This window comes from Pseudokineococcus sp. 5B2Z-1 (assembly GCF_037482305.1).
Lineage (GTDB): Bacteria > Actinomycetota > Actinomycetes > Actinomycetales > Quadrisphaeraceae > Pseudokineococcus.
The window spans coordinates 119,693-132,589 of sequence record NZ_JBBHZG010000004.1 but is presented as its reverse complement, the minus strand read 5'-3'; the positions used below and the strand labels follow the sequence as shown (position 1 = coordinate 132,589).

Below are 12,897 nucleotides of genomic sequence, written 5' to 3'. Positions count from 1 at the left end.
CACCAGCAGCGAGGAGCGCAGCCAGCGTGACCGACGACGTCCGCAACGTGATCATCGTGGGCAGCGGCCCGGCCGGCTACACGGCCGCCATCTACGCGGCCCGCGCCAACCTGCAGCCGCTCGTCGTGGCGGGCTCCGTGACCGCCGGCGGGGCGCTCATGAACACCACGGAGGTCGAGAACTTCCCGGGCTTCCCCGAGGGCCTCATGGGTCCCGACCTCATGGAGAAGATGCAGGCGCAGGCCGAGCGCTTCGGCGCGCAGGTCGTCTTCGACGACGTCACGGAGATGCAGCTCGAGGGCGACGTCAAGACCGTCGTGCTGGGCGGCGGCGAGGTGCACCGCGCGCGCACCGTCGTCCTCGCGCTCGGGTCGGCCTACCGCGAGATCGGCCTGGAGAACGAGAAGCGGCTCTCGGGCCGCGGCGTCAGCTGGTGCGCCACCTGCGACGGCTTCTTCTTCAAGGACCAGGACATCGCGGTCGTCGGCGGCGGCGACTCGGCCGTCGAGGAGGCCACCTTCCTCACGCGCTTCGCGCGGTCGGTCACCCTCGTCCACCGCCGCGACGAGCTGCGCGCCTCCAAGGTCATGCAGGACCGCGTCTTCGCCAACGAGAAGATGCGCTTCGCGTGGGACACCGAGGTCGTGGACGTGCTCGGCCAGGACAAGGTCACGGGCCTGCGGGTGCGCAGCACCACCGACGGCTCCGAGCGCGACATGGACGTGACGGGGCTCTTCGTCGCCATCGGCCACGACCCGCGCGTCGAGCTGGTCCGCGACCAGGTGCGCATCAACGACCACGGCTTCATCGACGTGGACGGCCGCTCGTCGCGCACCAACCTGCCGGGCGTCTTCGCCTGCGGCGACGTCATCGACCACGAGTACATGCAGGCCATCACCGCCGCGGGCAGCGGGTGCGCCGCGGCCCTCGACGCCGAGCGCTACCTCGCCGAGCTCGGCGACGCGGGCGGCCCGACCCCCGACGCCGCCCTCACCGAGGAGAAGCCGGAGATGGCCGGCACGGCGGGCAACCGCCCCTGACCCGGCTGCGGCCGCCGGCCGCGCCCGTCGACGTCCCGGCCCGGCCATTAGGCCGACCCACCGCAGCACCCCACCGCAGGAGAGCAGGAGCACCCGTGAGCACGAAGACCGTCACCGACGCCACGTTCGACGCCGAGGTCCTCCAGGCCGGCAAGCCGGTCCTGGTCGACTTCTGGGCCCCCTGGTGCGGCCCGTGCCGCCAGGTCTCCCCGATCCTCGAGGAGCTGGCGACGGAGTACGCCGACAAGATCGACGTGGTGAAGGTCAACACCGACGAGAACCCGCGCATCGCGGCGAGCTACGGCATCACCTCGATCCCCACGCTCAACGTGTACTCGGGCGGCGAGCTCGTGAAGTCCGTCGTCGGCGCCAAGCCGAAGCCGGCCCTGGTGCGGGAGCTGTCCGACTTCCTCGCCTGAGCGCACCCGCACCACCGACGGCCCCCGGCCCCCCGCCGGGGGCCGTCGTCGTCCGCCGGGAGCTACCGGTCCCCCGTGCGTGGTACGACACCCTCCGGGACGGCCACCGGACGACGGACCGGCCCCGGCGCCCCTCGACCGACGTCCCGAGCCCGACACCCGGCTCGACACCCCCACTGGAGGACCCGTGCCCGTCCCCCCGCACCTCCTGCGTCGCGGCGACACCGGACCCCGCGTGGTCGGCCTCCGCGAGGAGCTGGCCCGCGCCGGCGCCCCCGCCGGGACGGACCGTCAGGAGGACGTCTTCGACGACGCGCTCGAGCGGGTCGTCCGGGCCTTCCAGCAGGAGCGGGGACTGCGGGCCGACGGCGTCGTCGGGCCGCAGACCTCCCGCGCCCTCGACGGCGCCCGCTGGCGGCTCGGGGACCGCGTCCTCCGCTTCGTCCCCGGCCACCTGCTGCACGGCGACGACGTCACGGCCCTCCAGGACCGCCTGCTCCAGCTCGGCCTGCTCGACGACCGCCGGGACGGGCGCTACGGGCCGCGCACCGAGGCGGGGGTGCGCGAGCTGCAGCGCAGCAGCGGCACCGCCGTGGACGGCGTCCTGGGACCCGAGACGCTGGCCGCCCTGCGCCGCCTGAACCGGTCGGTCGGCGGTGGCGACGCGAGCGGCCTGCGCGACCTCGAGCGCACCGCCCAGGCCCGACGGCGGGCCAGCGGCCGCGTGGTGCTCCTCGACCCCGCCCACGGCGGCGCGGACCGCGGCTCGGTCGGGCACGGCCTGGAGGAGGCGGAGGTCGTCCTCGACCTCGCCCAGCGCCTCGAGGGCCGCCTGGCCGCCTCCGGCACCACCGCCGTCCTGTCCCGGGGTGCCGACCAGCGGCCCTCCGCGGAGGAGCGCGCCGAGCTCGCCGAGTCGGTGGCGGCGGACGTCGTCCTGTCGCTCCACTGCGACGCGCTCGTCCCCGCCGGCCTGGACGCCGGGCAGGCTCTCCCGCCGGCCGCCGCCTCCGGCCTCGCGACCTTCTCGTGGGGCTCGGCCACCGCGCGCTCGACGGAGGGTGCGCGCCTCGCCGGGCTCGTGCACCGCGAGCTCCTCGCGCGCACCGGTCTGGTCGACTGCCGGACGCACACGTGGAACACCGACCTGCTCCGGCTCACCCGGATGCCCGCCGTCCGCGTCGAGGTCGGCTACCTCACCTCGCCCGACGACGCCGCGCTCGTCCGCGACCCCGCCTTCCGGGACCGGTGCGCCGAGGCCCTCGCCGTGGCCCTGCACCGCTTCTTCCTGGAGGAGGAGGACGACGTGCCGACCGGCCTCCTGCCCGTCGTCGGTGCCGGCGCCTGAGACCGCTCCGGCGTCGGGTCGCCCCGCGCTGACGCGGGCGCGCCCTGCTGGTCCCGCTCCCACCGGCGTCGCGCGCCCCTCCGTGGGCCCCGCCCTCGCCGGCGCCGACGCGAGCGGGGGTGACCGCCCGAGGCGGTCAGGGGCACCCGCGCCCGCGGGGGGCGCCGGCGCGGTGGCCCGGGCTCAGCCCAGGGCGGGCACGCGCAGGTCGCCGAGGATGCGGTCGAGCGCCCGCTCGACGTCCTCGCGCCAGGCGAGCGCCGTCCGCAGCTCCAGGCGCAGCCGGGGCCACCGCGGGTGGTCGCGCACCACCTCGAAGCCGACCTCGAGGAGGAAGCCCGCCGGCACGTGGCACCCGCCGCCGAGCCGGGCGGCCGGGACGTCGAGGCTCCCCCGGGGGGAGCTCGGTGGCAGGGCGTCGGCGGAGGCCCCCTCCCCACCGCCGGCCTCCGCGAAGGCCTCGACGGCCCGCACGCCGCGACGGGTCAGGTCCTTCGCCGCGGCCTGCACGAGCATCCGCCCGAGGCCGCCCCCGCGGTGGCCGGGCAGCACGCCCGCCGTCATGAGGAGCACCGCGTCGGCGCTGACGGGCGACGTGGGGTACTGGAGCGAGCGCGGCACGAGGTGCGGCGGGGCGTACGTCACGAACGCCGCGAGCTCGCGGTCCACGTGGACGACGCGCCCGCACGACCCCCACTCGAGGAGCGTCCTCGACAACCACGCCTCCTTCTCGAAGGCCGGGTCGCCCGACCGCCGCGCGGCGTCCGCCGCTGGGGCGTCCAGCTCCCAGCGCACGCAGGCACGGCACGGGTCGGGGAGCGCGGCAACGTGCTCGAGCGACAGCGCGCTGATCGACCGGCTCACGGCCCGACCACCCCCGGACGCCGCACGCCGCGTTCCACGTGGAACGCGCGCGGCGCCGCTCTCACCGCGCCCACGTCAGCGTGGTCGCCGCGGGTCGTAGCCCGCACCGCGACGCCGCGGCTGCAGCAGGGCGCCGAGGAAGGCCGCGGAGGCGCCGAGCGAGAGGCCGAGGCCGACCGCTGCGGCCGTCGTGCGACGGCGACGCGCGCGCTCGCCCGACACGGGGACCCGTCGCGCCGCACCGCGCACGCCCCCCGCCGCCCGGGTCACGCCGCGCCGCCGCCGTCCGCGGAGGGGACGCCCTCGAGCGCGAGGACGCCGAGGATGCGCTCGAGGTCCTCGCGACCGGCGAACTCGACGGTGAGGCGGCCCTTGCGGCGTCCGACGTTCACCGTCACCCGCGTCTCCAGCCGCTCGGACAGGGCCGTCGCGACGGCGTCGGCCCGCTCGTCGCGTGCGGCCGGGGCGGCGGAGCGCCGGGGCGCGGGGACGGCGTCGCCCGCCGCCACCGCCTCCTCCGTCGAACGGACGGAGAGCCCTTCGGCGACGACGCGCTGGGCCAGGCGCTCCATGGCGGCCGCGTCCGGGAGGCCGAGCAGGGCGCGGGCGTGGCCGGCCGAGAGGACGCCCGCGGCGACGCGGCGCTGGACGAGCGGCGGCAGCTTGAGCAGCCGGAGCGTGTTGGAGATCTGCGGCCGGGAGCGGCCGATGCGGCGCGCCAGCTCCTCGTGCGTGCAGCCGAAGTCCTCGAGCAGCTGGCCGTAGGCGGCCGCCTCCTCGAGCGGGTTCAGCTGGCTGCGGTGGAGGTTCTCGAGCAGGGCGTCGCGCAGCAGCACGTCGTCCTCGGTGCCGCGCACGATGGCCGGCACGACGTCGAGCCCGGCGCGACGGCTCGCCCGCCACCGGCGCTCGCCCATGACGAGCTCGTAGAGGACGCCCTCGTCAGCCGTCTCGCCGGCCGGCACGGGCCGGACGACGACGGGCTGCAGCACCCCGACCTCGCGGATGGACTGCTCGAGCTCGGCCAGCTCGTCCTCGTCGAAGACCTGCCGCGGCTGCCGCGGGTTCGGCCGCACCGCCGCGACGGGCACCTCGGCGAGCCGGATCCCCGGCACCTCGACGAGCGCCTCGTCGGCGCGCGACGCGTCACCGCTCCCGTTCCACGTGGAACGCGTGTCGTCGCCGGTCGCCTCGGCGGTCGGCTCCGCACCTGCGGGAGTGCTCCCGTCGGCGCCCTCCGGGGCCACCGCCACCTCGCCGCGCTCGGCGGCGGGCCAGAACACGTCCCGGGGACGCTCGCCCTCCGGCCCGGAGGGGATGAGCGCGCCGAGGCCGCGCCCCAGACCGCGTCGTCGTTCCGTCATGCTGCTGCCCGTCCTGCTCGTCGCTGCCTACGTCGTCCTGGTGCTGCGGCCCGGGCGCGTCGCCGCCGGAACGACGACCGAGCTCGGCCGCTGCGCTGCCGCGGCGGCTCAGCGCCCGCCCGCGGCGGTGCCGCCCGCGGCGGGCGCCGTGGTCGGTCGCTCGGCCAACTCCTGCGCCGCGGCGAGGTACGACAGGGCCCCGCTGGACCCCGGGTCGTAGGTCATCACGGTCTGGCCGTAGGACGGCGCCTCCGACACGCGGACGGAGCGCGGGACCGTCGTCCGCAGCACCGAGCGGGGGAAGTGCTCCCGCACCTCCTCGGCCACCTGCGCGGCCAGCCGCGTGCGCGCGTCGTACATCGTCAGGAGGATGGACGAGACGTGCAGCCCGGGATTGAGGTGCCGCGTGATCATGTCGATGTTCTTGAGGAGCTGGCTCAGCCCCTCCAGCGCGTAGTACTCGCACTGGATCGGGATGAGCACCTCCTCGGCGCACACGAAGGCGTTGAGGGTGAGCAGGCCGAGGCTCGGCGGGCAGTCGACGAAGACGTAGTCGGGACGGGGCTCGCCGCGCGCCTCGCAGCGCTCGAGGTAGCCGCGCACGGCGACCCGCAGCCGGGTCTCCCGGGCGACCATCGAGACGAGCTCGATCTCCGCGCCGGCGAGGTCGATCGTCGCGGGGGCGCACAGCAGCCCGGGGACGTCGGGGCAGGGCTGCAGGACGTCCTCGAGAGGGACCTCCTCGACGAGGACGTCGTAGAGGCCCGGCACCTCGGCGTGGTGCTCGACCCCCAGGGCCGTCGAGGCGTTGCCCTGCGGGTCGCTGTCGAGGACGACGACGCGCAGCCCGGCCTGCGCGAGCGCGGCCGCGAGGTTCACCGTCGTCGTCGTCTTCCCGACGCCGCCCTTCTGGTTCGCCACGGTGAGGACCCGCGTCCTCGGCGGCGGCGCGAGCGGGCGCCCGGCCAGGGCGATCCTCCGGCGGGCGTCGTCGGCCACCTCCCGCGCGAGCGGGGTCGAGTCGTCCACCTCGGGCAGCGACCCGGCGACCTCGGCCCGCTGCGCGTCGTCCCCACCGGCGACCACCGCCACGGCGCCGTCGGAGGGGGCCGACACCGGAGCCGAGACCGCGGCCCGGCAAGCGGACGGGGACGGGCCCGGGCCGTCCACGTCCTCCGGCGCTGCGGGCACGTCGGGGTCGTCGTCGAGGTCGCCGGACCCGCCGGCGGCGTCGGCGACGTGGTGGGGCTCGGCACGGCTCCCCGCGGAACCGCCGGGGCTCGGCGCGTCGCGGGGGGCGTCGGTCGCGTCGCCGGTGCGCCGCACGGGCGCCACCGGCTCCACCGGGGCGTGGTCCTCACGGACCGCGGGCGTGTCGACGTCGTCCTCCACGGGCGTCGGGGCGGCTGCGGCCGGTGCCGGCGAGGGCGGGCCCTGCGCCGCCTCGACGGCCGGTCCGCCCGCCGCGCCCGCCACCGCCGACGCCTCGATCTCCGGCTCTGGCTCCGGCCTCGGCTCGACGACGGGTCCGTCGCCCACGTCCTCCGTCGGGACGCCGTCACCCGGGCCCGCCTCGCCCGTGACCGCCGCTTCGAGGCCACGTGGGACCTCCGCGTCCGACGCCGGTCCGGCGCCCGGATCCGGCACCTCGCGGCCCTGCGGCGGCGTCGGCACGGTCGCGATGTCGGTTCCACGTGGAACGGCCGGCCACCCGAGGGCTCCACCGACCCGCTCGACCTGCCGGCCGGGCCAGCCCGGTGCCGTCGTGGTGCGCACCCGCGCCCGCCTCCCTCTCTCGTCGACCGCCGGCAGCACCTCCGCGCCGACGTCCGAGGGTCAGCTGCGGCGGCGCGCCCGCGCGCTGCGGGCCCCGACCCTAGCCCGGACGACGGTGGTGACCTCGTCCAGCAGGCCGTCGCCGCAGGTGAGCACCTCGGGGTCGAGGAGACCGGCGCGCCGCAGGGCGCCGCCGTGCTCCGCGACCTCGTCCGCCGCCGTGCCGCCCTTGACCGCCAGCAGCTGCCCGCCCGGCGCCACCAGGGGGGCGCACCAGCGCGCCAGGCGGTCGAGCGGGGCCACCGCGCGGGAGGTCACGACGTCCGCCTCCTCGTGGCCCGCCAGCTCCTCGGCCCGCGCCCGCACCACCCGCACGCGCAGGTCCGGACCCGGGACCGCGGCGTCGACCACCTCGACGGCGTGCTCCAGCCAGCGGACCCGGCGGAGGGCGGAGTCGACGAGCACCAGCTCGAGGTCCGGTCGCGCCAGGGCGAGCACGAGCCCCGGCAGGCCGGCGCCGCTGCCGACGTCCAGCACCACCGCGTCCTCGGGCACCAGCTCGGCCACCACGGCGCAGTTGAGGACGTGGCGGCTCCAGAGCCGCGGCACCTCCCGTGGGCCGATGACGCCGCGCACGACGCCCTCGCCGGCCAGCTCGCGGACGAGCGCCCGGGCCCCCTCGAGACCCGGGCCCAGCACGCGCGCCGCGACCTCCGGCTCGTCGGGGAGGTCGCCGGCGCCCGAGGGGGGGCCGTCGACGGGGCGCTCGGGCGCCGCGTCCTCCGGCGGCGGGGCGGTCAGGACGCCGCCGTGACGACGACGTGCCGGTCGGCGGCCACGCCCTCGGACTCCGAGCGCAGGCCCGCCTCCGCGACGACGTCGTGGACGATCTTGCGCTCGTACGGGTTCATCGGCTCCAGGTGGACGGCCTCCCCGCCGGCGCGGGCCCGCTCGACCGCCTCGGTCGCCAGACCGGTGAGGACCGTGCGGCGCCGGGCGCGGTAGCCGGCGACGTCGAGCACGAGGCGGCTCCGCTCGCCCGTGCGGGCCTGGACGGCCAGGCGCGTCAGCTCCTGCAGCGCCTCGAGCACGCGGCCCTCGTCCCCGACGAGGCGGCGCAGGGAGCCCGGGGCGGCGTCGTCCTCGAGCACCGAGACCGACGCGCGGCCGTCCTCGACGTCGATGTCGAGGTCCCCGTCGAGGTCGGCGATGTCGAGCAGCTCCTCGAGGTAGTCGGCAGCGACGTCGCCCTCCTCCTCCAGGCGCGCGCGGCGCGTGGGCGCCTCCTCGCCGGTGCCGGCGGGGGTGCCGTCGCCCGCCTCCGCTGCCGGCGCGTCCACCGCGGCGTCGTCCGTCGAGCCCTCAGTCGTCATGCTGCCTCCTCCACCGCGCGGCGGTCGCCGCAGTCGTCGGGGGACCGTCGTGGGTCCTGTCCCGGTTGGTCGTGCCTCGGCGCCCCGGTCTCCGCCCCGCGGTGCACGGTCCGCCCGGCGGTCGTGGCCGTCTCGGGGCGGTCGCGGCGGGGCCGGACGAGCGCGTCAGCTCCCGCGCGTGGGCCGCTTCGCCGCCGGCCGCGAGCCCTGCCGGCCCCGCTGGCCGCCCCGGCTGGTGCTGCCCGTCGGGCGACGGCGCCCCGGCGCGTGCGCCGCGCTGGTGCCGTTCGCGCCTCCCGGGGCTGCGCCCGCGGCTCCGTCCCGGCGCGCCGAGCCGGTGACGTCCGGGCCCGCGGCGTCGCCGTCGGCCCCGCCCTCCCCGTCACCGCTCCTCCGGTCACCGCTCTCGTGCTCACCGCTGCGCTGGTCACGGCTCTTCCGGCCACCGCTCTTCTCGCCAGCGCCCGGGCCACCGGCGGTCCTCTCACCCGCGGCCGGCTCGCCGGGACGCCGCTGGCGGTCCTTGCGCCGGGGCTGCACACGCTGCCCGCGGGGCGCGTCGCCGGCGGCGGCCGGGCCCGTGGCGGTGCCCTTCGTCAGGTCCTCGACGGTGGTGCCCTGCTTCCGCGCCCTCCGCTCGAGGAGCTTCGCCTCGGCGGCCGAGCCCGGGGCGGGCATGTTGCGGATGACGTAGAACTGCTGGGCCATCGACCACACGTTCGTCGTGAGCCAGTACAGGAGCACGCCGATGGGGAAGTTGACGCCCGTGACGGCGAAGACCAGCGGCAGGACGTACATGATGATCTTCTGCTGCTGCGCCATGGGGTTGTCGGCCATGGACGCCGGCATGTTCTTCGTCATCAGCTGGCGCTGGGTCGTGAACGTCGTCACCGACATCAGCACGATGAGCAGCACCGTCACGAGCTTGGTGACGAGGTCGTCGCTCCCGAGGAAGGTCGATGACAGCGGCGCGCCCAGCAGGCTGGAGGCCTCGGCCTGCGCCGCCACGTCCTGCGTCATGCGGCCGATGGGGTCGCGGTCGCCCGCGGCGATGGCGCTGAGGCCGTTGAGCACCTGGAACAGCGCGAAGAAGATCGGCATCTGCAGCAGGATCGGCAGGCAGGACGCGAAGGGGTTGGTGCCAGCCTTCTTGTAGGCCGCCATCGTCTCCTCGGTCATCTTCTGCCGGGAGGCGGGGTCGGTCTTCCCCTTGTACTTCTGCTGGATCTTGCGCACCTCGGGCGCCACGATCTGCATGCCGCGCGAGGCCTTGATCTGCTTGACGAACAGCGGGATCAGGACCACGCGGATGACGACGACGAGGGCCACGATCGAGAGCGCCCACGTCCAGCCGGACGTGGCGTCCATGCCGGCCGAGGTGAGCAGGTCGTGCGCCGTCACCATGATCCAGGCGACGACGTACTCGATGGGGCGGAGGATCTCGAGCATGGGCTCCTGCCGTGGTGGGCGTGGGTGGTGCCGGTCCGTCGTGCGCTCCGGCGGGGAGCGCCGGCGGGTCTCTCAGGCGGGGCGCGCCCCGTGGGGCGGGGCCTCGGCGCGGCCGCCCACCGGTGGGACGTGGTCGACCCCGCCGGGGTTCCAGGGGTGGCACCGCAGGAGGCGCCGAGCGGCGAGCCACCCCCCGCGCGCTGCGCCGTGGCGGTCCAGCGCCTGGACGGCGTACGCCGAGCAGGACGGGTAGAAGCGGCAGACCGGCGGGTACCAGGGCGACACGACCAGCTGCCACACCCGCACCAGCAGCACGAGCAGGCGGCGCGGCCACGTGCGCGGGTCGGCAACGCCGCGCGCAGCGCCGCCACGGGGGGCGGAGGAGCCGTCGGTCCCGGCCCGGGCGCCCTCGTCCACGGGGGCGCTCACGCGCCCACGCCCACGGGCCGCGGAGCCGACCGGTCAGCGCCCGACCGAGCGCCACCCGGACGACCCGCAGAGGACCGTCCGCCGCGGCGCGCGCGGCGCAGGGCGGCGTCGAGGTCGAGCGCCAGGTCGGCGGAGGTGGCCTCCGCCGAGGGCGGCAGCGCCCTCACGACCAGCTCGGTCCCGGCGGGCAGGTCCTCGAGGCGGTCGGCCACGAGGTGCCGCAGGCGACGGCGCACGCGGTTGCGGACGACGGCGCCGCCGACCGCCCGGGAGACGACGAACCCCGCCGCCGCGGGCCGCGGGGGCGGGGTGGCGCCGTCCGCCGCCGCCCCGGAGGGCGTCAGGACGTGGACGACGAGGGTCGGGCGGCCGGCCCGGGCGCCGCCGCGCACCGCGCGCCCGAAGGCGTCCGCGGTGCGCACACGACGACCGGCCGGCAGCACGGCCGGCTCAGGCGGAGAGCTCGCCGCGGCCCTTGCGGCGGCGGGCGGCGAGGATGGCGCGACCGGCGCGGGTGCGCATGCGCAGGCGGAAGCCGTGGGTCTTGGACCGACGGCGGGTGTTCGGCTGGAAGGTGCGCTTGCTCACGTCTGCTCCACGGGGTCTGGCGCGCTGCCGGCCAGCGCACGGAGGTCTCTGGTCAGCGCTCCGGCGCTCCCGCACGCCTCCCCGGAGGGGCGACGGCGTCAGTGGTGGGCCGGGCTCAGACCGCAGCACGGTACGGGCGCGCCGAGCCCCCGGTCAAACCACCGGTGCACCACGGGGCGTCCACGGCCGCCGGGCGCCGCGCGCCTCCACGGCTGCTCGGAGTCCTCTCGACCTCCTGCGCGAGCAGGCTCCCGATGGTCCCCCTCGTGGGGGTAGTGTCCGCGGACCGACACGCCGCCGGTCCGTCGAGGGCCCGGTCGGTCGTGCCGGGACCACCCTGGCGACCGACGGTCGCACCGGGGCCGGAGGCGGGGGCCGACCCGGGGGTGCGTGGCCCCGACCGGGTCCCGGTGTGCTACCCACAGGTGTGGACAACTCTGTGGACCGCGCCGCCGGGCTCGGGCGCGCCCTCGTGCCGGGGCTGCACGGCCCCCGACCGGGGGCGCTGGCCGCCGCCCCGAGCGGGGCGGGACGCACGAGCGGCGCGGGCGCCGGACGGGGAGGGCGCGCGTGAGCACCGACGGCGGTGAGCAGCCCGACCTGCCCCTGGCCTGGTCGCGGGCCATGCAGCGCTTCCGCGAGGACGAGCGCATCACCGCCTCCAACCTGGGGTTCCTGCGCCACACCCGCCCGCTCGGCCTGCTCGACGGGACGCTGCTGCTCGTCGTGCGCGACGACCTGACGAAGAGCGTCCTCGAGCAGCGGGTCCGCGACGTCGTCGTCGGCGTCCTCGGCGAGGAGCTGGGCCGCCCGGTCCGGCTGGCCATCACGGTCGACCCCTCGCTCGACGTCGACGCCCTCGACGGCCCGGCCGACGACGGCGCCGGCGCCGGGGTCGACGGGGCCCCGCCCACGGACGACGACGAGGGCCCCGCCGCGACGGGGGGCCTCGAGCGGACGGTCGACGACCTGCCGCCGCCCGTGGGGGTGCGCCCGCGCGACCCGGGTCGTCCGAGCGAGCCCACGCGGCTCAACCCCAAGTACACCTTCGACAGCTTCGTCATCGGGGCGTCCAACCGCTTCGCCCACGCGGCGGCGGTGGCGGTGGCCGAGGCGCCGGCCAAGGCGTACAACCCGCTGTTCGTCTACGGGGAGTCCGGACTCGGCAAGACCCACCTGCTGCACGCCATCGGCGACTACGCCGCCAAGCTCTACCAGGGCGTGCGCGTGCGCTACGTGAACTCCGAGGAGTTCACCAACGACTTCATCAACTCCATCCGCGACGACAAGGCGTCGGCCTTCCAGCGCCGGTACCGCGACGTCGACGTCCTGCTCATCGACGACATCCAGTTCCTGTCGAACAAGGTGCAGACGCAGGAGGAGTTCTTCCACACCTTCAACACGCTGCACAACGCGGACAAGCAGGTCGTCGTCACGAGCGACCTGCCGCCCAAGCAGCTGTCGGGGTTCGAGGAGCGCATGCGCTCGCGCTTCGAGTGGGGCCTCATCACCGACGTCCAGCCGCCCGACCTCGAGACCCGCATCGCCATCCTGCGCAAGAAGGCCGCAGGCGACGAGCTGCAGGCGCCCGACGACGTCCTCGAGTTCATCGCGAGCAAAATCTCGACGAACATCCGCGAGCTCGAGGGCGCCCTCATCCGCGTGACGGCCTTCGCCAACCTCAACCGCCAGGGCGTGGACCTGCCGCTCGCCGAGGTGGTGCTCAAGGACCTGCTGACCGACACGGGCACCGGCGTCGTCACCGTCGCGACGATCATGGCGCAGGCCTCCGACTACTTCGGCGTCACGATGGAGGACCTCGCCGGCGCCTCGCGCTCGCGCACCCTCGTGACGGCCCGCCAGACGGCCATGTACCTGTGCCGCGAGCTCACCGACCTCTCCCTGCCGAAGATCGGCCAGGCCTTCGGCGGTCGCGACCACACCACGGTCATGCACGCCAACCGCAAGATCCGCGAGCAGATGGCCGAGCGCCGCTCGACCTTCAACCAGGTCACCGAGCTCACCAACCGCATCAAGCAGCAGCACCGCTCCTGACCGCCCACCGGAGGCAGCAGCCCACGGCGCGCGGCGGCGGGGGCACGTCTGCCCGGACGGGGCTGCGCGTGCGAGGGCGCCGCGCAGGACTGAGGGCGCCGCGCGCGGTGGTGACGTCCGCGCAGGTGGGGGCGGGTGACGTGCGGGGCACGTCAGGCGAGCGCCCGTGCTGGGCGCCAGCCCCAGCGCGGG

At 76.5% G+C, this 12,897-nt stretch carries 13 protein-coding genes; 4 read left to right on the top strand and 9 right to left on the bottom strand.

The annotated features are described in order from the left end of the window. The first annotated feature begins 26 nt into the window (after positions 1-26). From trxB to WDV85_RS11405, 3 genes are all read left to right on the top strand, one after another. Entirely contained in the window at positions 27-1,040 is a 1,014-nt protein-coding gene (gene trxB / locus WDV85_RS11415) for a thioredoxin-disulfide reductase (RefSeq protein ID WP_339570722.1), read from the top strand. 95 nt (positions 1,041-1,135) lie between these two features. Next, positions 1,136-1,459: a thioredoxin gene (gene trxA / locus WDV85_RS11410; RefSeq protein ID WP_171203822.1), complete on the top strand. Its 324-nt coding sequence runs from the start codon at positions 1,136-1,138 to the stop codon at positions 1,457-1,459. 187 nt (positions 1,460-1,646) lie between these two features. Beyond that, on the top strand, positions 1,647-2,807 hold the full coding sequence (locus WDV85_RS11405) for an N-acetylmuramoyl-L-alanine amidase (protein WP_339570721.1): 1,161 nt from the start codon (positions 1,647-1,649) through the stop codon (positions 2,805-2,807). 183 nt (positions 2,808-2,990) lie between these two features. Here WDV85_RS11405 and WDV85_RS11400 read toward each other — a convergent pair whose 3' ends face one another. From WDV85_RS11400 to rpmH, 9 genes are all read right to left on the bottom strand, one after another. Next, the gene (locus WDV85_RS11400; protein ID WP_445263300.1) at positions 2,991-3,671 is read right to left on the bottom strand and encodes a GNAT family N-acetyltransferase; all 681 of its coding nucleotides are present in this window, start codon (positions 3,669-3,671) and stop codon (positions 2,991-2,993) included. 266 nt (positions 3,672-3,937) lie between these two features. Next, positions 3,938-5,035, bottom strand: coding sequence for a ParB/RepB/Spo0J family partition protein (locus WDV85_RS11395; protein ID WP_339570719.1), 1,098 nt, complete (start codon positions 5,033-5,035; stop codon positions 3,938-3,940). A 108-nt stretch (positions 5,036-5,143) separates the two neighbouring features. After that, positions 5,144-6,151: a ParA family protein gene (locus tag WDV85_RS11390; RefSeq protein ID WP_445263308.1), complete on the bottom strand. Its 1,008-nt coding sequence runs from the start codon at positions 6,149-6,151 to the stop codon at positions 5,144-5,146. A gap of 720 nt (positions 6,152-6,871) precedes the next feature. Next, positions 6,872-7,612, bottom strand: a complete 741-nt coding sequence (rsmG, locus tag WDV85_RS11385; RefSeq protein ID WP_445263307.1) for a 16S rRNA (guanine(527)-N(7))-methyltransferase RsmG — start codon at positions 7,610-7,612, stop codon at positions 6,872-6,874. Then, positions 7,609-8,184, bottom strand: coding sequence for a Jag family protein (locus tag WDV85_RS11380; protein WP_339570716.1), 576 nt, complete (start codon positions 8,182-8,184; stop codon positions 7,609-7,611). Before WDV85_RS11380 ends, rsmG begins: the two co-directional genes overlap by 4 nt. A 165-nt stretch (positions 8,185-8,349) precedes the next feature. Continuing rightward, positions 8,350-9,633: a membrane protein insertase YidC gene (gene yidC / locus WDV85_RS11375; protein ID WP_339570715.1), complete on the bottom strand. Its 1,284-nt coding sequence runs from the start codon at positions 9,631-9,633 to the stop codon at positions 8,350-8,352. A gap of 72 nt (positions 9,634-9,705) precedes the next feature. Next, entirely contained in the window at positions 9,706-10,062 is a 357-nt protein-coding gene (gene yidD, locus WDV85_RS11370; RefSeq protein ID WP_339570714.1) for a membrane protein insertion efficiency factor YidD, read from the bottom strand. Further along, positions 10,059-10,505, bottom strand: coding sequence for a ribonuclease P protein component (gene rnpA / locus WDV85_RS11365; RefSeq protein WP_339570713.1), 447 nt, complete (start codon positions 10,503-10,505; stop codon positions 10,059-10,061). Before rnpA ends, yidD begins: the two co-directional genes overlap by 4 nt. Before the next feature lie 7 nt (positions 10,506-10,512). After that, positions 10,513-10,650, bottom strand: coding sequence for a 50S ribosomal protein L34 (gene rpmH, locus WDV85_RS11360; protein WP_298804998.1), 138 nt, complete (start codon positions 10,648-10,650; stop codon positions 10,513-10,515). A gap of 624 nt (positions 10,651-11,274) precedes the next feature. On the opposite strand from rpmH, the gene dnaA reads away from it, so the two are divergent. Then, a complete protein-coding gene (gene dnaA / locus WDV85_RS11355; protein WP_445263306.1) occupies positions 11,275-12,705 on the top strand; it encodes a chromosomal replication initiator protein DnaA in 1,431 nt (476 codons plus the stop codon). Positions 12,706-12,897 lie beyond the last annotated feature (192 nt).

Excerpts from the sequence above, each read along its gene's own strand:
- WDV85_RS11395 (WP_339570719.1), bottom strand. The coding sequence starts at position 5,035 with ATGACGGAACGACGACGCGGTCTGGGGCGCGGCCTCGGCGCGCTCATC.
- dnaA (WP_445263306.1), top strand. The coding sequence starts at position 11,275 with ATGCAGCGCTTCCGCGAGGACGAGCGCATCACCGCCTCCAACCTGGGG.
- yidC (WP_339570715.1), bottom strand. The coding sequence starts at position 9,633 with ATGCTCGAGATCCTCCGCCCCATCGAGTACGTCGTCGCCTGGATCATG.
- WDV85_RS11380 (WP_339570716.1), bottom strand. The coding sequence starts at position 8,184 with ATGACGACTGAGGGCTCGACGGACGACGCCGCGGTGGACGCGCCGGCA.